The following is a 25,697-nucleotide window of genomic DNA, read 5'->3' on the forward strand; positions in this document are numbered from 1 at the left end:
CTCGTTGCATGCTCAACATGGCCGACGGTCTCTCGCGCCTGGGCACCCTCGCCTCCTCGCCCGTCGTCGTCGTTCTCGCGGACGCCTTCGCGGCCGCGGGACACGAACTGGCGGTCGTCGGAGGTCCGGTGCGCGATGCGCTGCTGGGGCGGACCACGCACGATCTGGACTTCACGACGGATGCGGATCCCGACGAGATCCTGCGCATCGTCACGCCGATCTCGACCGCGCAATGGGACATCGGGCGGGCATTCGGCACGATCGGCGCCCGCATCCGCGGCGAGCAGGTCGAGATCACCACGTACCGCGCGGACGCCTACGACGGCGAGACCCGCAAGCCCGTCGTCGCGTTCGGCGATTCGCTCGAGTCCGACCTCGTGCGCCGCGACTTCACCGTCAACGCGATGGCGCTCCGTGTGCCCGGTCCGCAGCTCGTCGATCCGCACGGCGGCATCGAGGATCTCGTCGCGGGCGTACTGCGCACCCCCACCGATGCGCGCATCAGCTTCGGCGACGACCCGCTGCGGATGCTCCGCGCGGCGCGCTTCTCGTCCCAGCTGGGCTTCACGGTCGACGCCGACGCGGTCGCGGCGATCACCGAGCTGCGCGAGACACTCGGGATCGTGAGCCCGGAGCGCATCCAGGGCGAGCTCGTGCGTCTGCTGCAGACCGACGATCCCGTGCGCGGCCTGCGGCTGCTGGTGGAGACGGGGCTGATCGATCAGTTCCTCCCCGAGGTGCCGGCGCTGCGACTCGAGGTCGACGAGCACCACCACCACAAGGACGTCTACGAGCACTCACTCACCGTGCTGCGGCAGGCGATCGAGCTCGAGGGCAGCCGCCACCCGGACGCCGCGCCCGACGTGCCGCTGCGTCTGGCGGCGCTCCTCCACGACATCGGAAAGCCCGCCACGCGCCGGCTCGAGCCGGGCGGCGCGGTCACCTTCCACCACCACGACGTGAAGGGATCGCGGATGGCGCGCAAGCGCCTGCGCGAGCTGCGGTTCGACTCGGCGACGATCGAGTCCGTCGCGCTGCTGATCGAGCTGCACCTGCGTTTCTTCGGCTACGCCGAGGGCGCGTGGACGGATGCGGCCGTGCGCCGCTACGTGCGCGATGCCGGGGACGAGCTGGAGCGCCTGCACATCCTGACCCGCGCCGACGTGACCACGCGCAACAAGCGCAAGGCGACGCGACTGCGTCTGGCGTACGACGACATCGAGCGGCGCATCGACGAGCTGCGCGCGCAGGAGGAGCTGGACGCCATCCGTCCTGAGCTGGACGGCAACGAGATCCAGCAGATCCTCGGCATCCCGCCCGGCCGAGAGGTGGGCGAGGCGTACCGGTTCCTCCTGGATCTGCGGCTGGATGAGGGCGTGCTGGGGCCCGAGGAGAGCGAGCGCCGCCTGCGCGAGTGGTGGGCGGCGCGGGGCTGATCCCCGCCGGCCGGTGCGTGGCCGCATTCGGTACATGGCCGCATCCGCTGCATGGCCGCATCCGCTGCATGGCCGCATCCGGTCAACAGGAAAAATCCGCCCATCAGGACGATTCACGTCAGATCGTCCTGATGGGCGGATATCTCCTGCGGGAGGGATGCGGTGCCGGCTCAGACCGTGGCGGACGCGGCCTCGGCGATGGAGCGACCGCCCTCGCGCGCGGCGACCTCGGCGGCGGACTTGATGTCGGCGGCGATCTCGGAGAACTGATCCAGCGCGGGGTTCACCCCCACGAGCGTGAACGAGCGCTGCACGACGCGCAGGTCGAGGCCCCACACATCCTCGAGCACGCGGCGCAGCCAGGCGGTCGAGTGGTCCCAGCCCTCCTTGGGCGTGCCGGCGTCGTAGTTGCCGCCGAGCACCGTGACCAGCACGGCGGGCTTGCCGCGCAGCGCCGTGCCCTGCGGGTCGATGCGCGGGTCGGTGTATGCCAGGTCGAACCACGTCTTCGCGTGCTGCGAGACGCCGTAGTTGTAGAGGGGGATCGTGAGCAGGAGCGCGTCGGCGTCGATGAGCTCGTCCGCGAGGCGTGTCGCCAGGGCGAGCGCCTCGCGCTGCTCGGCGGTGCGGTCGGCGTCGGGCAGGTTCCTCCCGGTGACGGCGGCCGCCCACGCGGTGGCGGGGACCGGCTCGGCGGCGAGGTCGCGGCGGACGACGGTCCGGTCGGCGTGGGTGGCGAGCCACTCGGTTTCGACGATGTCGCCGAGGGCGCGGCTGGCGGAGGTGGGGGGAAGGATGCTCGCATCCAGACGGAAGAGGGACATGGTGCTCCAATCGACCTAGCGGCTATGAAAAAGAGAGTGGCTACGTGAACGCTAGCACGACTAGACTCGGTGGTATGGCCGCAGAGCAGCACGACGAGCGTCAGTGCGACGCCGCCGTGTCGCGCGCCTTCTCCGTTCTGGGCAAGCGCTGGAACGGCATGATCCTCGACGTGCTCGGTGAGGGGGCTCTGTCGTTCGTGGGGCTCCGCCGGGCCGTCACCGGCATCAGCGACGCCGTGCTCTCGGATCGCCTCGTCGAGCTCGCCGACGCCGGCCTGGTCGTGCGCGAGCTGGATGCGGGCCCCCCGGTCGCGGTGTCCTACACACTGACGGATGCGGGCGCCCGCCTCGTGCCGATCCTCACCCAGCTGGGTGCCTGGGCAGACGGCAACCTCTCCGCCACCCGCTGATTCCCGCGGCATGTCCCGCATGGCGATGGGGCGACCCGCACACACCTACGTTCCCCTGTCACAGATCGACGTTCGGACGTCGATCTGTGACAGGGGAACAGGGGGTGGGTCGGGGGAAGGGGCCCCGAGGCGGGCTCGGGAGGGAGGTCCCTCAGTCGCGAGGGTCGGACTCGAGCGCCTCGCGCACGAGGTGACTGATGTCGATGCTCACGATCCGTGCGGGCCCGGCGGATGCGGGCGGCGGAGCGGCGGGCGCGTCGCCGTTGGCGGACGCATCCGGACGTCCCTGGCCGATCATGCTCATGGCGTCACCTCCGTCTCGGGGGCGGGCTCGGGAACCGGTGCCGTGTCCGTCCCGGTGCTGGCCCCGAGCGTCGGACTCGGCGTCGGCTCCGTGCCCGCCTGCGACTGCGCGGGTACGGCGGGAACCTGCGCGAACGGCGCCGGGGGCAGGGTCGCGACGGCGGTGTCCGTATCCCACTGGTTCACATCGACATCCCAAGGGTTCACATCCGTCGCCTCGCGCAGCGGGAACACGTTCCACAGCGGGGAGCGCCCCGTGCCCTCGTAGGCCGTGGTGACCGGACCTCCACCGCCCAGGAAGTACTCGTCCCACCACCATCCGTTCGTGCGACCCTCGGTGCCGACGGTCGTCATCGGGGTTCCCTGTTCGGTGTACAGCTGCACGTTCTCGAGCGGGTTGCCCTCGGCGTCATAGGCGAACACGTTGCGAACGCGCTCGCCGTCGAGCACGAGACCGGGCTGGGTCGTGTCCATCGGGACGTAGTTCGCATACGCCGACTGCGAGGCGAAATACTGCGGCAGCACGGTGGGCGCCGCGATGAGCGCGATCGCCGCGACGATGCTCGCCGCCACATTGAGCACGCTCCGCAGACCCCGCACCCAGCGGCGAGGCAGCCACATCCCGCGACCCCACTGGATGCTGAGGAGCACCAGCGCCGCGAGGATCGCCCACGCCACGACGTTCGTGGGCGCGTAGTCGACGCGGCCGGTGAGCGGCACGGTGAGGAACATCAGGATGAGGAAGAACGCCACCCCGCGCGCGATCCACCAGACCGGGCGCAGCGACACGAGCAGGTCCAGCGTCGCGGATCCGAACCGGGACGAGCGGATGCGGGTGGCCGCTGCCTGCCGGGCGCGCTCCAGCTGCTCGCGCATCGGTACCTTCGCGGCACGCCCGTTGCGCTCGGGGAGTCCCGCGGCGGCACGGAGTTCCGCGGCGTAGGTCGCCGCATCCGGGAGGGAGAAGGCCTCGCCGCTGTCTTCCGCCTGTTCGGACAGGTCGGCTTCGAGCCCGTCGAGCAGGTCGTCCACCTCATCGGCGGGCAAGTCGTCCAGTTCCGCGCGGACCGCGGCGGCGAAGGCGGGGATGTCGGTTCGGGGCTGAGTCGTGGCGTTCATCGTCCTTCTCCGATCGTGCGCAGCGCGGTGGGTTTGCGGGAGGCGTCGAGAAGCGTGCTCAGCGCGAGCGAGAACGAGGCCCAGTCCTCGCGCTGCGCGTCGAGTGCCGCACGCCCCTGCGGGTTGATGGCGTAGTACTTGCGGTGCGGACCCCCGTCCGAGGGCACCACATAGCTCGAGAGCGACCCGGCGCTGTAGAGCCGGCGAAGCGTCCCGTAGACGGATGCGTCGCCCACCTCGCCGAGGCCGGCCTCGCGCAGCCGACGCACGATGTCGTACCCGTAGGCGTCCTCGTGCTGCACGACCGCGAGCACGGCGGCGTCCAGCACCCCCTTCAACAGCTGCGTGGTATCCATCCGCGCTCCTCTCTCCTCTGCGAAGCAAGCTACCACGCAGTGCACAGTAGTGCGAGCAGTGCGGTACCGTGTGTCGCACAACGACCCTGTCGTCGCGCGAGCCGCGTGCCTACACTGAAGCCACCTGATCACCGTCGATCGGAGTCGTTGTGCCCTCGCCCTGGTCTCTGCGTCGCGAGGCGTCGGCCGAGAGCTCGCGCCTGCTGATCGAGCGCGCGCACGAGGAGTTCGTCGGCGGAAACGCGCAGGATCCGCGGGTCACCGCCGTGCGGGGTCTGGTCCGCGAGAGCTGGCAGCGCTCGGCCCGGAGCCTCGTCGGCGTGGACGCCGTGCCGCCCCTGGATCTCATCTCGGACGAACTCGACGCGTACCGGCGCACGCATCCCCTCGCGAGCGTCATGGACATGATCCGCCAGCTGCTGCTGCCCGGCGACGAGGACGAGTCGGGCGTCGTCGTCGCGGTGGGGGATGCGGCGGGCCGCCTGCTGTGGGTCGAGGGCGACCGCCGCATCCGCGACCTCACGGGCGACATGGGCTTCGTCGCGGGGGCGAACTGGTCGGAGCAGGCCGTGGGCACCTCGGCGCCGGGCACAGCCCTCGCCCTCGACGCGTCCGTCCAGATCCGCGGAGCCGAGCACTTCAACCGGCTCGTCCAACCGTGGTCGTGCACGGCGGCGCCGGTGCGCGACCCCGAGAGTCGGCGCGTGCTCGGTGTCATCGATGTGACCGGCGGCGCCGAGGTCACCACGCCGCAGGCACAGCTGCTCGTCGACGCGACGGCGCGGGCGATCGAGGGGGAGCTGCTCGTGGCCAGGCTGCGGGCGCGCGCCGAGCCGCCCATGAAGAGCCAGCCCCCGCGTCGTCCACGCGGCGCCACCGAGCACGCGACCCTCCGCGTGCTCGGACGCGACTTGGCGGTGCTCGACGTCGTCGACGACCGAGGCGCCACCGTCACCGAGTTGAGCGCGCGTCACGCGGAGATCCTGCTCATGCTGGCGGTGCACCAGCAGGGCCTCTCCGCGGAGAGACTGGCCGCCCTCGTGTACGGCGAGGCCGCGCCGGTGGAGACCCTGCGCCCCGAGATGGTGAGACTGCGGCGGGTGCTCGATGCCGTCGCTCCCGCATTGATCCCCGCATCCCGTCCCTATCGGCTGACGAGCCCGCTTCAGACCGACGCCGATCACGTCGTCTCGCTGCTCGATCGGGGCGCGCACCGCGTGGCCCTCACGGCGTATCGCGGCCCCGTCCTGCCGGACTCCCGCGCGCCGGGGGTCGAGGAGCTGCGGCAGAGCGTGCAGGCGGCCCTGCGCGAGTCGCTCCTCGCCGGGGCAGGGCTCGACGTGCTGCTGGCCTATGTCGACACGGATGAGGGACGTGAGGATGTGGATGCGCTGCGCCTCTGCCTCGAGATGCTCGCCCCGCGCTCGCCGCGTCGCGGGCCGATCGTCGCGCGCCTGGAGCAGCTCGGCGCCTAGTCTCGACGCGCAACCCGATGCAACCCGGGGGTGCTTACGGTGTCGGGCAACGAGCGCGGCGCTGATGCCGCCCCGTCCTGATCGTCGAAGGAGATGACATGACCATCGTTGAAGACGGCGTCTCGAGCGTCTACGCCGCCCCCGGATCCCGCGGATCGGTCGCCGAGTACCGCAGCCGCTACGGCCACTACATCGGCGGCGAGTTCGTCGAGCCGATCAAGGGCCAGTACTTCGAGAACATCACCCCCGTCACGGGCAAGCCGTTCTGCGAGGTCGGCCGCGGCACGAGCGAGGACATCGATCGCGCCGTGGATGTGGCGTGGCAGGCGTTCGAGAGCTGGAAGAAGACGACACCCGCCGACCGCGCGAACATCCTCAACAAGATCGCCGACCGCATCGAGGCGAACCTCGAGAAGATCGCCGTCGCCGAGACGTGGGAGAACGGCAAGCCGGTGCGCGAGACGCTCGCCGCCGACATCCCGCTCGCCGTCGACCACTTCCGGTACTTCGCGGGGGTCCTTCGGGCGCAGGAGGGCTCGCTCAGCCAGATCGACGAGGACACCGTCGCGTACCACTTCCACGAGCCGCTGGGCGTGGTGGGCCAGATCATCCCGTGGAACTTCCCCATCCTCATGGCCACCTGGAAGCTCGCGCCCGCCCTCGCCGCCGGCAACTGCGTCGTGCTCAAGCCCGCCGAGCAGACGCCGGCATCCATCCTCTTCCTCTTCGATCTGATCGGCGATCTGCTGCCGGCCGGCGTCGTGAACATCGTCAACGGGTTCGGCATCGAGGCGGGGGCACCGCTGGCGCAGCACAAGCGCATCCGCAAGGTCGCCTTCACGGGCGAGACCACGACCGGCCGGCTGATCATGCAGTACGCCTCGCAGAACCTGATCCCGGTCACGCTGGAGCTCGGTGGCAAGAGCGCGAACATCTTCTTCGAGGATGTGGCCCGCGACCGCGACGCCTACTACGACAAGGCGTTGGAGGGCTTCACGTTCTTCGCGCTGAACCAGGGCGAGGTCTGCACGTGTCCGAGCCGCGCGCTCATCCAGCGCTCGATCTACGACCAGTTCCTCGGGGACGGCCTGGAGCGGGTCGGCAAGATCGTGCAGGGCAACCCGCTGGATCCCGCGACCATGATCGGCGCGCAGGCCTCGAACGACCAGCTCGAGAAGATCCTGTCGTACATCGAGATCGGCAAGGCGGAGGGCGCGAAGCTGCTCGCGGGAGGGGAGCGTGTCGACCTCGGCGGCGACCTGTCCGAGGGCTACTACGTGGCGCCCACGGTGTTCGAGGGTCAGAACAGCATGCGCATCTTCCAGGAGGAGATCTTCGGTCCGGTCGTCTCGGTCACGAGCTTCGAGGGCTTCGACGACGCCATCCACACCGCGAACGACACCCTCTACGGCCTCGGCGCCGGAGTGTGGAGCCGCTCGGCCGACACGATGTACCGCGCCGGTCGCGGCATCGAAGCCGGGCGCGTCTGGACGAACACCTACCACCAGTACCCGGCGCACGCGGCCTTCGGCGGCTACAAGCAGTCCGGCATCGGCCGCGAGAACCACCTGAAGATGCTCGATCACTACCAGCAGACGAAGAACCTGCTCGTCTCCTACGCCGACGGGCCGATGGGCTTCTTCTGAGTCGGGCCCGCCGCGCAGGGGGCATGTCCCCCTTCGCGCAGGCCCGCCGCATCCGTGTCCCACTTTCTGCAGGAATCAGGGGTGAAACCTGCGGCAAGTGGGACACGGGATGCGGCAAGTGGGACACGGAGAGAAGGGGAGAGGGATGGACGAGGCACCGATCGATCGGACGGCCGAGCGCGTCGCGGTGACGGATGCGGCCGCATCCCTGCTCGTGGAGCTGACCGCGCAGCACGGACCGCTCATGTTCCACCAGTCGGGCGGATGCTGCGACGGATCCGCACCCATGTGCTACCCCGTCGGCATGTTCCTCATCGGGCCGAGCGACGTGCGGCTCGGCGCGCTGCGCGTCGCCGATCTCGCGCCCATCGAGGTGTTCATGTCCGAGTCGCAGTTCGAGTACTGGAAGTACACGCACCTGACGATCGACGCGGTACCGGGGCGCGGCGCGGGATTCAGCGTGGAGGCGCCGACGGGGATGCGGTTCCTCATCCGCTCCCGGATGCTGCAACCCGCGGAGCTCGAGGCCTTCGGCCTCGCGGCGGGGTGATCAGACGCCGACGCGCTCGCGCGCGGGGGCGGGGGCGACGACGACCTCCGGGTCGGGATCGCGACGGAAGATGATCTTGAAGATCGGGAAGAACACCGCGCACGAGATGAGCGCGTTGATGAGCATCGTGACGACGTCGGCCAGGGTCTCGCCCGTGGCGCCCATCGCCCAGACGGTGATGAACAGGTCGTACACGGGCGCCTTGTAGAAGCCCTGCAGCGCTGCCGCACCGAACGTGATCACGACGTAGGCCAGCGTGTACCAGAGCGCCGCCCACCACGGGTTGCTGTTGGACTTGAAGGTGATGTTGCGCTGCGCGAAGAAGTTCACGACCTGCGCGATCGCGAGTGTGAGCTGCACCGCGAGGAAGTAGGCGAGTCCGCCCCCGCCCGCCGGAAGAGCGCCGGCCGCGTAGTCGAAGATGAAGTAGTCCGAGCCGATGGGCAGTGCCTGGAAGCCGGTGTCGACGAGCGGCGTGAGGGCGAAGACGGCCTTGAACACGGGCATCAGCACGAGCTGGAGCACGGTCATCCCGACGTTGAGCAGCGAGAACACGATCAGCTGCGCCCACGTGGGGCGGGCGTCGGCGAAACGGGTCCATCCCCGTCGGATTCCTGCGAACATCCGTGACTCCTTCCGAGGGCTCCGCCGCGCACCTGCATCCCGGTCCCGCGCGACGAAGCCGCAGGGAGTCCATCAGGCGGGGGAGGCTTTGACGTCCACGGGCGCAGAATCTGTCGATTCCGCCGCACGAACGGTCACCGACGACAACGACGAAGGGATGCGACCCCGGCGGGCCGCATCCCTTCGTCGTGTGGAGCGCGAGACTCAGGCGCAGAGCTTCGTGAGCTCGTCGGATGCCGTCTTCAGGCGCTCGCTCGAGGCCTGCACGTCATCGTTGATCTTGGTGAGCTCGTCGATCTTGGAGGGGTCGGAGCCCGCGGCGGCGAGAGCCGACATCGACTCACCGATCGTCTTGTACTCGTCCGAGACTGCCTGCAACGGCTTCTTCACGTCGGCGTTCGTGATTTCGGCAAGGGCGTCGTCGAGACCCTTCTGGACCGTCTCGAACAGATCGGTCGTGGCCTCGCTGTCGCCCGAGGCCGCTGCCGACATCGACTCGCTCAGCTTGCTCTGGGCATCGCTGAGCTTGTCCTGGGCGATGGAGCACGCCTCCTGGACGGACTGGGACGAGGCGCCGGCGTCTCCACCGCCGTTGGCGCCGCCCGCGCAACCGGCGAGGGCGAGAAGGGCGATGGCCGAAAGGGCGAGGGGGGCGAGTTTGCGCATGAGGTTCCTCCGTGTGCTGCGTGTGCGGACGTGGGTCCGCCTCCGTCACGGAAGACGCCCCCGCTCCTCACGCTAAGCGGCGGCCCCTGCCCGACGTCCCCCCGTGAGAGGGATCTCATTCTGTGCTAAGGATCGACGTAGGCTATGGCGGTGGATACGACGCGCATCGCGGAGGCGATCGTGCGCCGCTTCGCCCGCCGCACGAATCTCATGATCGCCTCGCGCACCGTGCGGGTCGACGCCTCCCCCGCTCACCGCGTCGTCGCCGAGCGACTCACGGCTCTGCTGCACGATCTGGGCGCGGTTCTCACGACGGGGGCGGCCTCGGATGCGGGGATGCTGCGCTTCGACTTCACGGCTCTTCCCGCCGACGCGGATCCCACGGATGTGCCCGTCCTCCTCGGCGGAGCCCCGCTTCCCGAGCGGCCCGACGCCGCGGCACGCATCGCCTTCGCCGCCTCTCACATGCCGGTCTCGGCGACCGTCGCTGAGGACATCGACGTGCGGGGGCTGCGCATCGGCGTGTGCATGGTGCTCGAGCCGAAGACGGCCCAGCTGGCGCTCCTGCTGCGCTCTCGCGGCGCCGACGTCGCGGTCTACGGTCACCCCGACGAGACGGATGCGGCCGTCGCCGCGGCGCTCGCGGAGAGGGGGATCCCCGTCGACGGCGGCGCCGACCTATCGGGTCTCGAGGAGCGCGCGGCGGCCGAGGGTTTCCTGCGCCGCGGCTTCGACATTCTCATCGACGACGGCTCGCACCTCATCCGCCTCGCCCACGAGATCGACCCCGCGATCGCCGCATCCTGGATCGGTGCGAACGAGGAGACGACGTCGGGGCTCACGCCGCTGCGGCGGATGGATGCGGCGGGGCTGCTGCGCACGCCGGTCATGGCCGTCAACGACGCCGCCGCCAAGACCCGGTTCGACAACCGGTACGGCACCGGCTTCTCCTGCGTTCTGGCGATCGCGGACCTTCTCGAGGAGCACTCTCTGACGGTGCGCGACCAACCCGCGCTCGTGATCGGCTACGGCCCCGTCGGCGAGGGCGTCGCGGCCTACCTGCGCGCCCTGGGCGCGACCGTCGCGGTGGCCGAGGTCGACCCGGTGCGGGCCCTCATCGCGCGTCACGACGGCTATGCGGTCGGCCCCGCATCCGCGCTGGCGGACGGCGCTCTCGTCGTGTCGGCCACGGGTGTCGCCGGCACGATCGATGAGGCGGTCGCCGAGCGCGCGGCGGCGATCGCCGTCGCGGGCGGCGTGCCGGGGGAGGTGACGGCGGCGGCCGCCGCATCCGCTGCTCTCCTGCTCGGTGACGGCGGAGCGGTGAACATCACCGCCGCCGAGGGCAACCCGATCGAGATCATGGACCTGTCGTTCGCGGTGCAGCTCGCCGCCCTCGATCACCTGCTGCGCACCCGCCCGGGCGTCGGCGTGCACGCCCTCCCGTCTGAGATCGACGATCGTGTCGGCCGCGCGGCGCTCGCCGCGCGCGGGGTGCGGATCGATGAGCGCACCGCGTCCGTCGGCACGGATGCGGACTGGCGCTCGGCGCGTTACGAGGAGACCCGCGGATGAGCGTCGTGCTGTACTCGGCCGATCTGGTGCTGCCCATCACCGCGCCGCCGATCCCGCAGGGGGCGATCGCGGTAAGCGGCGGCCGCATCCGCCACGTCGGCGACCGCGACTGGGTGCGCCGCGAGCTCACAGCCCGCGGCGCCACCTTCACCGAGGTGCACTGGCCGGGAGTCCTCCTGCCGGGGCTCGTCAACGCGCACTCGCACCTGCAGTACACGGGCATGGCCGAGGTGGGACGCGGCAGCTACGGCGGCTTCGAGGACTGGGCGGCAGCGTTCGATCCGGTCTACGAGCGCGGACACGACTGGAAGGCGGACGCGGACGCCGGAGCGCGCGCGATGATCGAGGCGGGCACCACCGCTGTCGCCGACATCGTCACCGATGCGCCCGCCGCGGGGGTGCTGCACGACGCGGGCCTTCACGGCATCACCTACTGGGAGGTGATGAGCTGGACCAACGCCGACTGGGCGGCGACCGGCAGAGCGCAGGTCGAAGCGGCGCTCGACGCGCTGCCCTCCCCGCCCGGCACCGGGCTCTCGCCCCACGCGCCCTACTCGCTCGACGTCGAGCCGCTGCTGGAGATCCCCGACATCGTGCGCGAGCGCGGCGGCCGCATCCATCTGCACCTCGGTGAGGCCGCCTTCGAGCGCGAATCGGGCGCTCCGCATCCGACGCCCTGGCAGGAGCGTCGCGCCGGCAGCTTCCGCGAGCTGCGCGGTGACGGCTTCGGCACAGGGGCGACCGAGTTCGTCGATCAGCTCGGTGTGCTCGGACCCGACTGCCACATCGCGCACGGCGTCTACATGACCGCACGCGATCGCGCCCTGCTGCGCGCCCGCGGCACCTCCGTGGCGCTCTGCCCCCGCTCCAACGCTGTCATCGGCCTCGACGAACCGCCCGTCGCCGCCTACCTCGCCGAGGGCAACGGCATCGCCGTCGGCACGGACTCCCTCTCCTCGAGCCCGTCGCTCGACCTGCTCGCGGATGTGGCCGCGCTGCACCGCATCGCCCGCGCGCAGGGCTACTCCGACCGGGGGCTCGCGGCTCAGCTGCTGCGGGCCGCGACCCTCGGCGGCGCGCACGCGATGGGCATCGACACGGGCCCCGACCGCACCGGCTACCTCGCGGTCGGAGCCCTCGCCGACCTGGCCTTCCTCGACATCCCCGTCACGACGATCGACGACACGATCGAGCACCTCGCCACCGATGGCGCGGGCCGCGCGGCGGCCACCGTGATCAGCGGGGCGTTCCGGCACACGACACCGTCCTTCACAGAGCACACCGGAGTGAGCGCATGAGCACCCGACCCGCCACCGCCGTCACCCTCGATCTCGCCCCGCATCCCGAGGGCGGCTGGTTCCGCCGGATGTGGACAGCCACCGCCGGCGTGGAGACGCCCGCGGGTCCGAGGCCGGCGGCCACCTGCATCCACTACCTGCTGACCCCCGGCGAGCACAGCGCGTGGCATGTCGTCACGAGCGACGAGATCTGGCTCTGGCACGGACCCGGCACCCTCGAGCTGAGCCTCGGGGGCGACGGCGACCAGCCGCTCGCCGAGCGCACCGTGACCCTGGGCCCCGACCTCGCCGCCGGACACCTCGCGCAGGTGACGGTGCCGGCCGGCGTATGGCAGTCGGCTCGGCTCGGGGGCGAGGCCGAGGTGCTGGTGAGCTGTGTCGTTTCGCCAGGTTTCAGCTTCGAGGACTGGCGACTCGCGCGTGATTTAGGCTGAGCGCGGCGTCGGCCAGAGCAACCCGCCGACGCCCGACCCGACACCCCCTCTTTCTGCTTGGAGTCCCCGTGATCACGACCTCCCGCCTCCGGCGCCTGACCGCCGGTGCCGCCCTCGGCGCCGTCGCAGCGCTCGCCCTGACCGCCTGTGCCTTCGCGGGGGAGTCCGCCCCCGCCGCATCCGAGGACGGATCGCTTCCCACCCTCACCGCGGGCAAGCTCACCATCGCCACCGGTGAGCCCGCGTACGACCCCTGGATCGTCGACAACGACCCCTCCAACCAGAAGGGCTTCGAGTCGGCCGTCTCCTACGCGCTGGCGGAGAAGCTCGGCTTCTCGGCCGACGACGTCGTGTGGGTGCGTTCCACGTTCGACAGCGCGATCGCGCCCGGACCCAAGGACTGGGACCTCAACATCCAGCAGTTCTCGGTGACCGACGAGCGCAAGCAGGCCGTCGACTTCTCGTCGCCGTACTACACGACCTCGCAGGCCGTCGTCACCTCCGACAGCTCGGCCGCGGCGAACGCGACCACGATCGACGAGCTCAAGGGGTACACGGTCGGCGTCATGAGCGGTACGACCAGCTACACCGTCGCCGCCGAGGAGCTCGGCACCGACAAGCTCAGCGTCTTCAACAACAACGACGACGTCGTGCTCGCATTCCAGTCCGGTCAGATCGACGCGTTCGTGATCGACCTTCCCACCGCCTTCTACCTCGCGAACGCCGAGCTCGACGGCGGCAAGATCCTCGGTCAGTTCGCCGACACGACCGGCGGCGACCAGCTCGCCTACGTGCTGCCGAAGGGGTCCGAGCTGACCGACCCGGTCTCGAAGGCGCTCGACGAGCTCCGCGCGGACGGCACGCTCGACGAGCTGCAGAAGACCTGGCTCAGCGAAGCCGTCGACGTTCCGGTCCTCGGCTGAACATGACCACCACCGACGCCGCGTGGCAGCCGAGCGAGCTCGAGCTCGCCCGGCGCGCCACGCGGCGCCGGCAGTCCACGAAATCGGTGCTGATCGCCCTCGCCAGCACCGTCGTCTTCGTGGCCGTCATCGGCTACGCGATCGTCTCCAGCCCCGGCTGGGAGGACGTGCGCCGGAGCTTCTTCGACGTCGACATCGCGCTCGCCGCTTTCCCCTCTGTGCTCGCCGGGCTGTGGGTCAACATCCAGGTGCTGCTGGTGGCCGCCCTCGCCGTCGCCGTGATCGGCACGCTGTTGGCCGTGATGCGCTCGCTGCGCGGCCCGGTGTTCTTCCCGCTCCGTGCCCTCGCCACCGTCTACACCGACCTCTTCCGCGGGATGCCGCTGCTGATCGTGCTGTACCTCGTCGGGTTCGGCATCCCCGCCCTCGGCATCTTCGGCCGTGTGCCGGTCGTGCTCTGGGGCACCATCGCGATCGTGCTCACCTACTCGGCGTATGTCGCGGAGGTGCTGCGCGCGGGCATGGAGGCGGTGCATCCCTCGCAGCGCATCGCCGCCCGCTCCCTCGGCCTCAGCCACGCGCAGACCCTGCGCATCGTCGTCATCCCGCAGGGCGTGCGCAAGGTCGTGCCCGCCCTCATGAACGACTTCGTGTCGATGCAGAAGGATGTGGGACTCATCTCCGTCCTGGGTGCCGTCGACGCCGTGCGCGCCGCACAGATCCAGGTCGCGGCCACGTACAACTTCACCCCGTACATCGTCGCGGGGCTCCTGTTCGTCGCCATGAGCCTGCCGATGATCCGTCTCACCGACTGGGTCTCGGCCCGCCTCGCCCGCCGCGAGCAGACCGGGGGTGTCGTGTGAGCGTTCTCGACGTCATCGGCGTGCGCAAGGACTTCGGTGACCACCAGGTGCTGCGCGGGATCGACCTGAGCCTGGCCCAGCACGAGGTCGTGGTGCTCATCGGCGCCTCCGGCTCGGGCAAGTCGACGCTGCTGCGCACGATCAACCTCATCGAGCGGGTCGACGACGGCCGTATCCTGCTCAGCGGCGACGACATCACCGACCCCACGATCGATCAGGATGCGGTGCGCGCCCGCATCGGCGTCGTGTTCCAGCACTTCAATCTCTTCCCGCACCTGCGCGTGATCGACAACGTCACGCTGGCTGCGCGTCGCGTGCACGGCGTACCGCGCGAGCAGGCGCGTGCGCGCGGCATGGAGCTGCTCGAGACGCTCGGCCTCGGGGCGAAGGCGCGCGAGTTCCCGGACCGTCTCTCGGGCGGGCAGCAGCAGCGCGTCGCGATCGTGCGCGCGATCATGACCGATCCCGAGCTCCTGCTGCTGGACGAGATCACCAGCGCGCTCGACCCGCAGCTCGTCGGCGAGGTGCTCGATCTGGTGCGCGAGCTCAAGACCCGCGGCTCCACCATCCTGATGGCGACGCACGAGATGTCGTTCGCGCGGGAGGTGGCCGACCGCATCGTGTTCATGCAGGGCGGCACGATCATCGAGCAGGGGACACCCGCGCAGGTGTTCGACGCCCCGCAGCATCCCGAGACGATCCGGTTCCTCGAGCGCGAACGCCGCGGCGGCGCCCTCGCCTGAGCCCGTGCAGCGCTGGGTTCAGCGGGGGAGGGAGAACAGGAAGACGAGCGCCAGCACGTAGGCGCCGACGAAAGCGGCCAGGATGAGCAGGCCCTTCACGAGTTCCCGCTTCTGGCGCAGACGCCGACCGCCGGCGGCGACGGCGGGCGGTGGGGTGATCAGCGGAGGCAGCGGCTCGTCGGATGCGGTCTCCGGCAGCTTGTCATCGCGCCAACGCGTCCATCGGTCGAGCTTCTGAGTGACGGCATCGACAGTGGTCATGAGCCACGTCCAGGTCGCGGGGTCCGTGGTGACCAGGGGACGCTTCGCGTACAGGAAGAACCAGTCGTCGACGATCTCGACGTCCAGTTGGGCGGCATGATCGATGAGCCGCGCCATGATGTCCGGCGTGAAGAGGTAGAGCGCGTCGCGTTCGTAACCTTCGGGGCAGTACAGCGCGAAGTACTGGTCGAACGCGCCCTCGAGACTCAGGCGTTGTTCAGGGCCGAGCGTGACGGGCAGGTTGGACTGACCCCATAGGCCGTTGTTGCCCAGCGCGTCGAGCACGATGTTCGGCAACGCGGTATCGAGCTTGATCGCCACGTAGCCCCAGTGGTGTGTCGCACCCCGTTGGTTCGAGTAGCGGTAGTTCGCGAACTCGACGAAGCGGCCGCTTTCGCGGCGCAGGACGGGGAAGGCCGCCCGGAACTTGCCGCGGTGGAAGATGACACCCGGCAGATCGCGGTCGATCTCCTTCCACTCGTTGACGAGACCGTTGGACCGCGCGAACATGTCGGTCCGGTACTTGAAAACGTGATGCCGCTCGACAGCCTCGCCCGACAATCTCCATCCGCCGGCAGCGAGCAGCAGGGCGCCGAGCAACGGCAGCACTCCCCAAAGAAGCGTGACCTCGAGGGATTCGCCCACGAGACCGACGAAGACCGCGAAGAGCGCGAAGGCGGTCCCGCCCACCCCGAGCAGCAGCATCGCGTTGCCGAGGGCCCCGTCGTCGGGTCCCGTCCTGGTGGGATTCCTGCGGGTGAACTCCTTCAGCTCGGCGGGGTTGACCGGAGCGGTGAGCGGCGCCGTGTCGAGGGTCATCGGTTCACCGCATCCGCATCCCACTGCAGCGACGAACCCGCAGGCAGCGGGAGGGCTTCGAGCGCGGGGTCGGCGCACAGTGCCTCGATCAGCGCCGCGTCGCCGCCGACGATGGTGGAGTCGAAGTCCACCTCGGTCGCCAGCACCCAGGACCGGTCCGAGGGCCACATGAGCGACGGGGATGCGGCGAACTGCGCGAATCCGGCGCGCTCCATCTCTTGGTCGCGCCACGGGACCTCGTGCGGCCACATCGGATCGGCGAAGACGTCCAGCGGTCCCCAGAACAGCACGTAGTCGCGGCCGGGCAGCGACAGCCGCGGTCCGCGCGAGACGGCGTCGTCGAGGATGCCGGGCTGCCAGCTCTCCTTCGCGTACGGGCGGTTGAAGGGATCGTGCATCGCGTGGGCGAGCATCTCCTGGTGGCGCTCGAGGTCCGGTTCGTCGGACGAGGAGGAGAGGAACGCCCGCGACGGGGCGATCCCGAGATGGCCGACCAGTCCGCCCCAGCCCTCCCACACGGCGGCGTAGCCGACGGCGGTGCCGCGGGCGGCGAGGTGCCGGCCGATCGCGGCAAGCGTCGCCGCATCCAACTCGCCCTCGCGCGGGGCGTCGTACTCCCACCCGTCGTCGGAGCGCGAGCGTGCGCCGTAGACGGGGCCGTCTACAAGCGCGCGGCCGACCAGCGCGCCCCACTGCGCGGCCGGGTGCAGCTCGGTACCGAAGGATGCGGCGGCGTCCCGCCATCGGGCGGCCTCGGTGTCGATCTCGGGCTGCGCGTCGGCGAAGGCGTCCCACGCGCGGCGGTGCTCGTCCTGCGGAAGAGGCGGCCACGCCATCCCGACCGGACGCGACCGCGTCGTCGGGTGGAACACGCGGGCGTAGGCCGCGAATCCGCGGGGAACGACATCGTGCATCGTTCCCTGCCAGGGATCGTCCGTCCGCTCGCGCAGCCAATCGCCGACAGAGACGTCCGGGGTCCACTCCATGCGGCCACGCTACCGGCCCCGATCCGGCCCGGATGCGGCGGCGGGCCGCATCCGCTAGACTTCTGAGGTTGTCTGGATACGTCTGTGTCCCGGCACGTGCATTACACCCTCCTGCTGCCGGGAAGTGCCCGGTAGCCGTTCTAGTCCGAAGGAGGTGGGTTAGTGACGCACTCGCACCAGTACGAGCTCATGGTCATCTTCGACCCCGAGATCGACGAGCGTCAGGTTGCCCCCAACCTCGACAAGTTCCTGAAGGTCATCACCAACGATGGCGGTTCGGTGGACAAGGTCGATGTCTGGGGCCGTCGTCGTCTCGCGTACGAGATCCAGAAGAAGTCCGAGGGCATCTACGCCGTCGTCAACTTCGTCGCCACGAGCGAGGCCACCCAGGAGCTCGATCGTCAGCTGAAGCTGAACGAGTCGATCCTGCGTACCAAGGTTCTCCGCGCCGAAGAGGCGATCGCTCAGGTCGCCGCCGAAGCCAAGCGCTCCGAGGAGAAGGCAGCCCGCAAGGCCGCCGCTCCCGCGAAGGCAGCAAAGGCCTAAGGCTCATGGCCGGCGAAACCGTCATCACCGTCGTGGGTAACCTCACGGCCGATCCCGAGCTGCGTTACACGCAGAACGGGCTCCCCGTCGCGAACTTCACGATCGCCTCCACGCCGCGCAACTTCGATCGCGCGTCGGGTGAATGGAAGGACGGCGAAGCGCTGTTCCTTCGTGCATCGGTGTGGCGTGAGTTCGCCGAGCACGTTGCGGGTTCGCTGACGAAGGGAAGCCGCGTCATCGCGACCGGCCGCCTGAAGCAGCGCTCCTACCAGGACCGTGAGGGCAACAACCGCACCTCCATCGAGCTCGAGGTCGACGAGATCGGCCCGAGCCTGCGCTACGCCACCGCTCAGGTGACGCGCGCGGCCGGTGGTAACAGCGGTGGTGGCGGCGGACAGCCGCGTGCCCAGGTCGCCGACGAGCCGTGGGCGACCCCCGGCTCGCCTGCCGGCGGCAACAACACGGCGAACGGTGCCGACGCATGGGGCGCCCCCGGCGCCTACGGCGACGACACCCCGTTCTGACAACACACTTCTTTTAAGGAAACAACATGGCTGGAAAGTCGAGCGGCGACCGCCGCAAGCCGCGGAAGGGCGCGAAGAACGCTGCTCCCGCGAAGGCGATCCGCGTCGGCGTCATTGACTACAAGGACGTCGCCACGCTTCGCAAGTTCATCTCGGAGCGTGGAAAGATCCGCGCCCGTCGTATCACCGGTGTCTCGGTGCAGGAGCAGCGTCTGATCGCCCGCGCGATCAAGAACGCCCGTGAAATGGCGCTCCTGCCCTACGCTGGCGCAGGCCGGTAAGGGGTACCGACATGGCAAAGCTGATTCTCACGAACGAGGTCACCGGGCTCGGTAGCGCCGGTGACGTGGTCGAGGTCAAGAACGGGTACGCCCGCAACTACCTCATCCCCCAGGGCTTCGCTGTCGCGTGGACCCGTGGTGGCGAGAAGCAGGTCGCGTCGATCCGCGCCGCCCGCGAGGCTCGCGCGATCCACGACCACGAGGACGCCGTCGCACTGAAGAACGCTCTCGAGGCCGACAAGGTCAAGCTCACCGTCAAGGCGGGCGCTGAGGGTCGTCTGTTCGGCTCGGTCAAGACCGAGGACGTCGCCAACGCCGTCAAGACCGCCGGCATCGGCGAGATCGACAAGCGCAAGGTGCAGTTCACGTCGCCGATCAAGTCGGTGGGTGTGCACGAGGCCACGGTTCGTCTTCGCGACGACGTGACCGCCGTGATCTCCCTCCAGGTGGTCGCCGCGAAGTAACGCCTTCAGGCATGCCGGATGGCGGGGAGTCGATGAGACTCCCCGCCATCCGCCGTTTCCACCCTCAGATCCGAGCGTGACGGCGGCGGGCGATCAGCGCGATGAGCGCGCCGAACCCTGCCAGGAGGAAGGCGCCGAGCGCGAGGCCCGCCACATCCGCTCCGCCCGTCATCGCGAGGGATCCGTCAGCCGTCCGAGCGCCGGCGCTGACGACGCCGGTCACCGCAGCGGGGCTTCCGTTCGCACCGGGCGTTCCCGGGGTACCGGGGGCACCAGGCGTTCCGGGAGTGCCGGGCTCACCAGGAGTTCCGGGCTCACCGGGCGTTCCGGGCTCACCAGGCGTTCCCGGCTCACCAGGAGTTCCCGGCTCACCGGGCGTTCCGGGCTCACCGGGCGTTCCGGGCTCACCAGGGGTTCCCGGGGTGGTACCCGGGTTCTCGGTGGTCGAGTCGCCGGTCACCGAGATGGCGTTGCCGCCCAGCGTGATCGGCGCCGTGATGGGAAGGCCCAGCTGCGTCCCGCCGAGGATCCCGTCCTCACCCGAGGTGAGTGCCGGGACCGTGCCGTTGCCGGTCGGAGAGACCGTCTCAGCGTCGGTGGAGGTGCTGTCGCCCGTCACCGAGATGGCGTTGCCGCCCGCCGTGACGGGAGCGGTGATCGGTGCGAGCACCTGCGTGCCGCCGAGGATGCCGTCGGTGCCGCCGGTCATCGCGCCGTTGGTGCTGCCGGTGCCGGTGGTGCCGGCCGCCGTGGCGGCGTCGGTCGTGGTGCTGTCCCCGGTGAGGGAGATAGCGTTGCCGCCCACGGTCACGGGAGCCGCGATCGGGGCGACCGCCTGCGTGCCGCCGAGGATGCCGTCCGTGCCGTCCGTCATCGCGCCGCCCGCGCTGCCCGAGCCGGTGGATGCGGGTGCCGTGGCGGCGTCGCTGCTCGTGCTGTCGCCGAGCAGCGAGATGGCGTTGCCGCCGACCGTCACCGGGGCGGTGACGGGTGCGACGACCTGGGTGCCGCTGACGGCACCGTCGGAGCCGCCGGTCATCGCGCCGTCCGCGCTGCCGGATCCGGTGGTTCCCGTGGCGGTGGTGGCGTCCGTGGTGTCGCTGTCACCGAGCAGCGAGATGGCGTTCCCGCTGACGGTGACCGGGGCGGTGACGGGTGCGACCACCTGGGTACCGCCGGCGACGCTGTCGGTTCCGTCGGTGGTGGCGGGCGATCCCGCATCCGATGTCGGCGCGGCGGGAGCCGTCTCGGCGCCGGACGACGTGCTGTCGCCGGTGAGCGAGATGCTCGTGCCACTGACGGTGACGGGGATCGTCACATCGACCAGCGCCTGAGTGCCGCTGGCGATCCCGTCGGTGCCTGACGTCTCGTTCGAGCCCGTGCTGGCCGTGGGCGCGGCCACCTCGGTCGCCGCATCCTGCGACGCGGAGTCTCCCAGCAGGGAGATGGCGTTGCCGCTGACCGTGACGGGGACCGCCACGTTGATCAGGCCCTGGGTGCCCGAGAGCAGGCCGTCCTGCCCGTCTGTCTCGGCCGCGTTGGCGACCGTTGCTCCGGCGATGGCGATGCCGCCGCCGATGAGCGCTCCGAGGAGCACTCGCTTTGCGAATGTACGCATGATTCTGTCTCCTGATTGATCGATTCGGACCGCGCGGAAGCGCGGATGCACGCGAGCGTGCAGGGATGTGTCGCGTGCGAGACGCGACCCGAATCGGTCAGTCGGGGGCGACGTCGGTGTCGAAGACCGGGGAGGAGGGAAGATCATCGTCGCCATCGCGGGGAGCGACGGCCGAACCTGCGGAACCAGGCCACGCGGAGCCGTTCACCCATCCGAGGGCGAAGCTCAGCGGGCCGGACGAGGAGCCCGAGGAAGACGAGCCAGAGGGCGCAGAGCCCTCCCACGGAGCGGAGTGTGCGGGCAACGGCGGTGCGCCGAAGAGATCCAGGCTGCGGGCGGGCGCGGCCGCACTCGGCGTGGCGAACGCGGCTCCGCCGGCTCCCGCGACGCTCGCATGGCGCGCGTCCACCGTTGCTGTCAGCGCGGCCACGAGGGCTGCGGTGGCTGCCTCCTGCGTCGGGTGAGGACTCGCGCCGGGCTCGGACACCTGATCCGTGCCCGGAATGGGAACGGACGGGACGACTCCCCCGCTCGTCGGCTGACCGGGCGTGCCGATGACGGTGCCGACCGTGTCGTCCACCGAGCCGACCACACCGGGAACAGCGCCGACCACGCCAGAAACGACGCCCACCACGCTCGGAAGGTCGATCGCGCCGACGACGTCGGAGACGACGGGAACCGGCTCTACGATCCCACCCACCCCGTCGACGACCGGCTGCACGACGTCGGTGACGACGGGCTGCACGATCTCTGTGACGACGGGTTGCACGATCTCCGTGACGACGGGCTCGACGACGGGCTGAAGCTCCGGGACGACCTCGGGCACGTAGGCGACGGTGTCCGACACGGCGGTCGTCACGGTCGAGACCGTCTGCGAGGCCGCATCCGTCACGGGGGCGACGGGCGGAAGGATGTCGCCGACCGCCCCCGTGGTCGCGCCGACGAGGTCTGACGCCGCGCCTGTGACGCCGCCCACGAGCCCGATGAGGCCGCCGCGATCGTCGTCGTCCGCGTGCGCGGAGGAGGTGGAGGTCAGCACGGAGATGCTCGCCCAGAGCAGGCCGACGCCGGCGGCGAGCAGGAGAATCCGGCCCACGCGTCGCGGTGATCCGTTCACTGACTCGTCCACGTCACCCCCTGTGCGTCATCGGCAGGCCAGTTGTGCCCGGCAACTTACTGGTAGGCGGGTCTGACGTGAGGGGGCTTGCGCAATGGAGGGAAACGTGGCAGGCGCCAGCGTGCCGAACTCCTCATCCCAAGACCGGACCTGTGCACAACTCAGGTCGATTCGCAACCTTAAAGCAGGACTTCAACCACATGACATTCCGCAGGTGTGGGTAACGCGAAATCCCAGATCAAGAGACTTAAAAGTGGCGTCTCCGGGAGGCTGTTATCCACTTATCCACAGTATCCGTCCACAGGGTGCGCGGCGTTTCGCGCAATTTCCCCACAGGGTTATCCACAGGGCCGTTTGCATGGAGAATGGGCCGACTTTAGCGTGGGGGAGGCTTCAGAGCCGGCCCGAGAAAAGGGCCCGCGTGCGTCAGGGGAGACGCGATGTCGGAGGCGGGTGATGTGCTTACGCATCGTCCGTTTTCGCGTGCGCGGGCGCGCGGAACGCGGGTCGATCACGTTCGAACAGCGACGCCTTCCGGCGCCAGAGGGGAGTGTGGGCACTCGTGTCCATCGCCGACATCCCAGCGGACCGCCTCGAGCCCCGACGCGAGTACGAACGAACGCCCCCGCATGACGTGCTCGCCGAGCAGAGCACCCTGGGCGGCATGCTCCTCTCGAAGGATGCGGTGGCCGACGTCATCGAGAGCCTGCGCGGCGCTGACTTCTACGTCCCCAAGCACGAGTTGATCTTCGAGGCCATCCTCACGCTCTACTCGCACGGCGAGCCGACCGACGTCATCGCCGTCACCGATGAGCTCATCAAGACCGGCGACCTGCAGCGCGCGGGCGGCGCCGACTACCTCCACACGCTCACCTCGATCGTTCCGACGGCGGCGAACGCCGGCTACTACGCCTCGATCGTCTCGGAGCGCGCGCTGCTACGTCGTCTCGTCGAGGCCGGCACGCGCATCGTGCAGATGGGCTACGCCGGTCAGGGTGAGGCGACCGAGATCGTGAACTCGGCGCAGGCCGAGATCTACTCGGTCACCGGTACCGAGACCACCGAGGACTACGTGCCCCTCACGACGGCGGTGGATGCGGCCGTCGAGGAGATCGAGGCCGCTCGCGGTCGCGACGGCTCGATGACGGGTGTGCCGACGGGCTTCGCGCAGCTCGACGAGCTGACCAACGGTCTGCACGGCGGTCAGATGATCGTCGTCGCCGCCCGTCCCGCGATGGGTAAGTCGACCCTCGCGCTCGACTTCGCCCGCGCGGCCGCGATCAAGCACAACATGCCGGCGATCTTCTTCTCGCTCGAAATGGGCCGCAGCGAGATCGCCATGCGGCTCATGAGCGCCGAGGGCGCCATCCCGCTGCAGAACATGCGCAAGGGAACGCTCGACCAGCGCGACTGGACCACCGTCGCCGCCACCCGAGGCCGCATCAACGACGCGCCCCTGTACATCGACGACAGCCCCAATATGACGCTCGTCGAGATCCGCGCCAAGTGCCGACGCCTCAAGCAGCGCGTCGGGCTCAAGATGGTCATCATCGACTATCTGCAGCTGATGACCAGCGGCAAGAAGGTCGAGTCGCGCCAGCAGGAGGTCAGCGAGTTCTCGCGTGCGCTCAAGCTGCTCGCGAAGGAGCTGCAGGTTCCCGTCATCGCGCTGTCGCAGTTGAACCGTGGATCCGAGCAGCGCCAGGACAAGCGCCCCCAGGTGAGCGACCTGCGTGAGTCCGGCTCGATCGAGCAGGACGCCGACATGGTCATGCTGCTGCACCGCGACTCGGTGTACGACAAGGATGTGCGCCCGGGCGAGGCCGACCTCATCATCGCCAAGCACCGTAACGGTCCGACCGCGACGATCGAGATCGCCTTCCAGGGTCACTTCTCGCGCTTCACCGACATGGCCGCGGGGATGTAGCGGGAACTGTAGGTTTTTTTGAAGTTGTCCATTTCGCAGATGAAATGTCCACGGTGTGTCCATATGGACATTTCGGCGTCCGACGGGTCCCGGTCGGCAAGCCGGCAGCCGATCCAGTCGGCGTCCCGGGCGAAAGAAATGTCGAGTCCAACGACTCAGGATCGAGTGGTGACTGGAGGGGTTACGCTCGCCCCCGGGACCCGGCAGCGAGCTTGGGTATCTCTCTCCGGAGCGCCTTGTAAGAGTTGGGAAGCGCGTTCGCTGAGAGGCCGGAGATAGCGGAGATGAGGACCTCCTGCTTCTTGATGACCTTTCCACGATTCTTCAGGAGCTCACGGGTCGTGCGCTTGTCGTTCGGTATCTGAAAGTGGTCGAACATCCGGGCGCGCGGAGTTGCCGCGTTGACGAGGTCAACTTCCAAAGCCCACATGAAGCAGAAGAAGCCATGATCTGCCAGCGCCTTCAGGGCCTCGCTTGGGCGCTTGACAAGATCTTCGATCAGCCGCGTACGAGCGGAAAGGCTCGGCACAAGCGTCGTCAACAGACAACCCGGTTGGAGGCGCGCTTCGTACTGTGGGAACCCGCGGCTGTCGAGACTGGCATCCCGGGACCCGTTCTTGTAGGGCACGAAATAATCACGATCGACGACATATGCCGCGTTGATCTGCAGACCCCGGAGGAGCTGGAACATGTAGTCGACACTGCCCTTACCTACCCCACCGTCCAGTGACACGATGCTCACCCCAAGTTGATCGGTTGGCGTTCCCGCGTCTTCGAGGAGACGCTCGATAACGGCGGCGTCGATCGGGCTCTCCGTGACGACAACGAAGTCCGCGAACAGGAACTCAGAGTTCCGGCGTCGGTGGAACTTGTAGTAGCGGTCTCTATCGAGCCCGTGGTCGGCAAAGAACGTTCGGCTGATCTGCGAGAGCTCCACCTCGAGATCTCGCCGGTTGCTGCTTGTCCGCTTACAGAGCACCACGTGCTCGTGATCGAGCATGTCAACGATGGTAGGAGAGTGCGTGGTAAAGATGACTTGGAGCCCGAGCCGAGAAAGATTGCGCATCAACTGCTGCTGAGCCTGCGGGTGCAGGTTCTGCTCGGGTTCCTCCAGTCCCAGAAGGTACCTCTTGCTCTGCAACTCGGCCAGGTATGCGTACAGAGCAAACACAGCCATGCTCTGCGTCCCACTCCCGCTGTCGGAAAGTGGGATGGTCTGGCCGCCTTCGCGCACGGCGAGGGCCAGGTTCTGAAGGAGCAGGCGGTAGTCCGGGGGCACGGCATAGCTCAACTCGAACGAGAACGGGCCGTCGAGAGGGGCAATAGATCGGAGTTGCTTCTCGAGCCCTGACAGCGACTTCTCGCGAAGACGGTCAGCAACCTTGGCTATCTCTGGACTTCGACGATCCCGCTGGCTGTGGCTGCTGACCCACTCCTCCACTGCGCGTTCGAGCAAACCCCCAGTGGCGCTGTGTGCGACCTCGTGGTCGCGTCGGATCGGCACGAGCGCGTAGGTGATGTGCTCTCGCAGCGAGTCTGCGAAGTTCGAGACTGTATCCCACTCGCCAGCCCGCCAGACCTGCCAGACGGGCTTCCTCTGGTACTTGAGACGTCCTCGAAACTCGCCGTTTGTGCCAGAAGTCGGGAGTTCCGTGCCTGCGAGACCTTCGATCGTGAGCTCGATGATCGCCTGCGTCGCATTGGAGTACCGATGTGCTCCCGCTTCAAAAGCAGGCCTTTCGTCGTCGAAGTTGAAGAATGCGTTGAGAGCGCGAAGAACTGTCGACTTCCCTGCACCATTCTGACCAACCAAAGCAACCGTCTCGCCGAGTTCGATCTCGGCTTTCGCGATCGCGCGGAACTTCTCGATTCGAAGTCTGGTAACACGCACGTCACGCTCCTGCGTTGC

Annotated in this window: 27 protein-coding genes; 16 read left to right on the forward strand and 11 right to left on the reverse strand. The window is 69.1% G+C overall.

Annotated elements, in window-relative coordinates; all coding sequences use genetic code 11:
• Positions 1-8 precede the first annotated feature (8 nt).
• Positions 9-1,436 carry a CCA tRNA nucleotidyltransferase gene (locus tag EHF32_RS12655; RefSeq protein WP_137418520.1) on the forward strand — a complete coding sequence of 476 codons (1,428 nt, stop codon included), beginning with the start codon at positions 9-11 and terminating at the stop codon, positions 1,434-1,436.
• A 170-nt stretch (positions 1,437-1,606) separates the two neighbouring features.
• Here the strand turns inward: EHF32_RS12655 and EHF32_RS12660 are convergent, their stop codons facing one another.
• Positions 1,607-2,260 carry an FMN-dependent NADH-azoreductase gene (locus EHF32_RS12660; protein WP_137418521.1) on the reverse strand — a complete coding sequence of 218 codons (654 nt, stop codon included), beginning with the start codon at positions 2,258-2,260 and terminating at the stop codon, positions 1,607-1,609.
• A 74-nt stretch (positions 2,261-2,334) separates the two neighbouring features.
• Between EHF32_RS12660 and EHF32_RS12665 the strand changes: the two genes are divergently transcribed.
• Complete coding sequence (locus tag EHF32_RS12665) at positions 2,335-2,670, forward strand: winged helix-turn-helix transcriptional regulator (RefSeq protein ID WP_137418522.1); 336 nt, start codon at positions 2,335-2,337, stop codon at positions 2,668-2,670.
• 151 nt (positions 2,671-2,821) lie between these two features.
• Here the strand turns inward: EHF32_RS12665 and EHF32_RS15800 are convergent, their stop codons facing one another.
• Genes EHF32_RS15800 through EHF32_RS12675 form a run of 3 tightly spaced genes read right to left on the reverse strand, consistent with a single transcriptional unit; the run spans position 2,822 to position 4,448 of the window.
• Positions 2,822-2,974: a hypothetical protein gene (locus tag EHF32_RS15800; RefSeq protein ID WP_161594108.1), complete on the reverse strand. Its 153-nt coding sequence runs from the start codon at positions 2,972-2,974 to the stop codon at positions 2,822-2,824.
• On the reverse strand, positions 2,971-4,092 hold the full coding sequence (locus tag EHF32_RS12670) for a hypothetical protein (RefSeq protein WP_137418523.1): 1,122 nt from the start codon (positions 4,090-4,092) through the stop codon (positions 2,971-2,973). Before EHF32_RS12670 ends, EHF32_RS15800 begins: the two co-directional genes overlap by 4 nt.
• Positions 4,089-4,448: a PadR family transcriptional regulator gene (locus EHF32_RS12675; protein ID WP_137418524.1), complete on the reverse strand. Its 360-nt coding sequence runs from the start codon at positions 4,446-4,448 to the stop codon at positions 4,089-4,091. Before EHF32_RS12675 ends, EHF32_RS12670 begins: the two co-directional genes overlap by 4 nt.
• A 149-nt stretch (positions 4,449-4,597) precedes the next feature.
• Here EHF32_RS12675 and EHF32_RS12680 point away from each other — a divergent pair, with 149 nt between their 5' ends.
• The 3 genes from EHF32_RS12680 (at position 4,598) to EHF32_RS12690 (ending at position 8,119) form a co-directional block, all read left to right on the forward strand.
• Positions 4,598-5,923, forward strand: coding sequence for a GAF domain-containing protein (locus EHF32_RS12680; protein WP_137418525.1), 1,326 nt, complete (start codon positions 4,598-4,600; stop codon positions 5,921-5,923).
• 98 nt (positions 5,924-6,021) lie between these two features.
• A complete protein-coding gene (exaC, locus tag EHF32_RS12685; RefSeq protein WP_137418526.1) occupies positions 6,022-7,569 on the forward strand; it encodes an acetaldehyde dehydrogenase ExaC in 1,548 nt (515 codons plus the stop codon).
• 145 nt (positions 7,570-7,714) lie between these two features.
• Positions 7,715-8,119 (forward strand): DUF779 domain-containing protein, encoded by a 405-nt coding sequence (locus EHF32_RS12690; RefSeq protein WP_137418527.1) that lies wholly within the window; start codon positions 7,715-7,717, stop codon positions 8,117-8,119.
• Here the strand turns inward: EHF32_RS12690 and EHF32_RS12695 are convergent, their stop codons facing one another.
• Entirely contained in the window at positions 8,120-8,743 is a 624-nt protein-coding gene (locus tag EHF32_RS12695; RefSeq protein WP_137418528.1) for a hypothetical protein, read from the reverse strand.
• A 204-nt stretch (positions 8,744-8,947) separates the two neighbouring features.
• Positions 8,948-9,409 (reverse strand): hypothetical protein, encoded by a 462-nt coding sequence (locus EHF32_RS12700; RefSeq protein WP_137418529.1) that lies wholly within the window; start codon positions 9,407-9,409, stop codon positions 8,948-8,950.
• A gap of 150 nt (positions 9,410-9,559) precedes the next feature.
• Between EHF32_RS12700 and EHF32_RS12705 the strand changes: the two genes are divergently transcribed.
• From EHF32_RS12705 to EHF32_RS12730, 6 genes are all read left to right on the forward strand, one after another.
• Positions 9,560-10,984 carry an adenosylhomocysteinase gene (locus EHF32_RS12705; RefSeq protein ID WP_161594109.1) on the forward strand — a complete coding sequence of 475 codons (1,425 nt, stop codon included), beginning with the start codon at positions 9,560-9,562 and terminating at the stop codon, positions 10,982-10,984.
• Positions 10,981-12,282 (forward strand): amidohydrolase family protein, encoded by a 1,302-nt coding sequence (locus EHF32_RS12710; protein ID WP_137418531.1) that lies wholly within the window; start codon positions 10,981-10,983, stop codon positions 12,280-12,282. Before EHF32_RS12705 ends, EHF32_RS12710 begins: the two co-directional genes overlap by 4 nt.
• Complete coding sequence (locus EHF32_RS12715) at positions 12,279-12,716, forward strand: cupin domain-containing protein (RefSeq protein ID WP_137418532.1); 438 nt, start codon at positions 12,279-12,281, stop codon at positions 12,714-12,716. The genes EHF32_RS12710 and EHF32_RS12715 overlap by 4 nt, the downstream gene beginning before the upstream one ends.
• 68 nt (positions 12,717-12,784) lie before the next feature.
• Positions 12,785-13,639, forward strand: a complete 855-nt coding sequence (locus tag EHF32_RS12720; RefSeq protein ID WP_238343705.1) for an ABC transporter substrate-binding protein — start codon at positions 12,785-12,787, stop codon at positions 13,637-13,639.
• Positions 13,640-13,641: 2 nt separating this feature from the next.
• Positions 13,642-14,502, forward strand: coding sequence for an amino acid ABC transporter permease (locus EHF32_RS12725; protein WP_192900643.1), 861 nt, complete (start codon positions 13,642-13,644; stop codon positions 14,500-14,502).
• A complete protein-coding gene (locus EHF32_RS12730) occupies positions 14,499-15,245 on the forward strand; it encodes an amino acid ABC transporter ATP-binding protein (RefSeq protein WP_202876817.1) in 747 nt (248 codons plus the stop codon). The genes EHF32_RS12725 and EHF32_RS12730 overlap by 4 nt, the downstream gene beginning before the upstream one ends.
• Before the next feature lie 18 nt (positions 15,246-15,263).
• On the opposite strand, the gene EHF32_RS12735 is transcribed toward EHF32_RS12730, so the two are convergent.
• The gene (locus EHF32_RS12735) at positions 15,264-16,325 is read right to left on the reverse strand and encodes a hypothetical protein (protein WP_137418533.1); all 1,062 of its coding nucleotides are present in this window, start codon (positions 16,323-16,325) and stop codon (positions 15,264-15,266) included.
• Positions 16,322-17,311, reverse strand: a complete 990-nt coding sequence (locus EHF32_RS12740; protein WP_137418534.1) for a hypothetical protein — start codon at positions 17,309-17,311, stop codon at positions 16,322-16,324. Before EHF32_RS12740 ends, EHF32_RS12735 begins: the two co-directional genes overlap by 4 nt.
• A 189-nt stretch (positions 17,312-17,500) precedes the next feature.
• Here EHF32_RS12740 and rpsF point away from each other — a divergent pair, with 189 nt between their 5' ends.
• From rpsF to rplI, 4 genes are read left to right on the forward strand one after another with little or no spacing between them, the layout of a single operon-like run.
• On the forward strand, positions 17,501-17,857 hold the full coding sequence (rpsF, locus tag EHF32_RS12745) for a 30S ribosomal protein S6 (RefSeq protein WP_137419238.1): 357 nt from the start codon (positions 17,501-17,503) through the stop codon (positions 17,855-17,857).
• A 5-nt stretch (positions 17,858-17,862) separates the two neighbouring features.
• Positions 17,863-18,381, forward strand: coding sequence for a single-stranded DNA-binding protein (locus EHF32_RS12750; protein ID WP_137418535.1), 519 nt, complete (start codon positions 17,863-17,865; stop codon positions 18,379-18,381).
• A 26-nt stretch (positions 18,382-18,407) separates the two neighbouring features.
• The gene (rpsR, locus tag EHF32_RS12755; protein ID WP_137418536.1) at positions 18,408-18,662 is read left to right on the forward strand and encodes a 30S ribosomal protein S18; all 255 of its coding nucleotides are present in this window, start codon (positions 18,408-18,410) and stop codon (positions 18,660-18,662) included.
• Between the two features lie 11 nt (positions 18,663-18,673).
• Entirely contained in the window at positions 18,674-19,126 is a 453-nt protein-coding gene (gene rplI, locus EHF32_RS12760) for a 50S ribosomal protein L9 (RefSeq protein WP_137418537.1), read from the forward strand.
• Between the two features lie 64 nt (positions 19,127-19,190).
• Here rplI and EHF32_RS15935 read toward each other — a convergent pair whose 3' ends face one another.
• Together EHF32_RS15935 and EHF32_RS15805 are read right to left on the reverse strand one after the other, a co-directional pair.
• Complete coding sequence (locus tag EHF32_RS15935) at positions 19,191-20,744, reverse strand: hypothetical protein (protein WP_192900644.1); 1,554 nt, start codon at positions 20,742-20,744, stop codon at positions 19,191-19,193.
• 97 nt (positions 20,745-20,841) lie between these two features.
• Entirely contained in the window at positions 20,842-21,873 is a 1,032-nt protein-coding gene (locus tag EHF32_RS15805) for a hypothetical protein (protein ID WP_161594110.1), read from the reverse strand.
• A 550-nt stretch (positions 21,874-22,423) separates the two neighbouring features.
• Here EHF32_RS15805 and dnaB point away from each other — a divergent pair.
• A complete protein-coding gene (dnaB, locus tag EHF32_RS12785; RefSeq protein ID WP_137418539.1) occupies positions 22,424-23,788 on the forward strand; it encodes a replicative DNA helicase in 1,365 nt (454 codons plus the stop codon).
• A 181-nt stretch (positions 23,789-23,969) separates the two neighbouring features.
• Here dnaB and EHF32_RS12790 read toward each other — a convergent pair whose 3' ends face one another.
• Positions 23,970-25,679, reverse strand: a complete 1,710-nt coding sequence (locus EHF32_RS12790; RefSeq protein WP_161594111.1) for an ATP-dependent nuclease — start codon at positions 25,677-25,679, stop codon at positions 23,970-23,972.
• Positions 25,680-25,697 lie beyond the last annotated feature (18 nt).

Source organism: Microbacterium sp. RG1 (assembly GCF_005347485.1).
Lineage (GTDB): Bacteria > Actinomycetota > Actinomycetes > Actinomycetales > Microbacteriaceae > Microbacterium > Microbacterium binotii_A.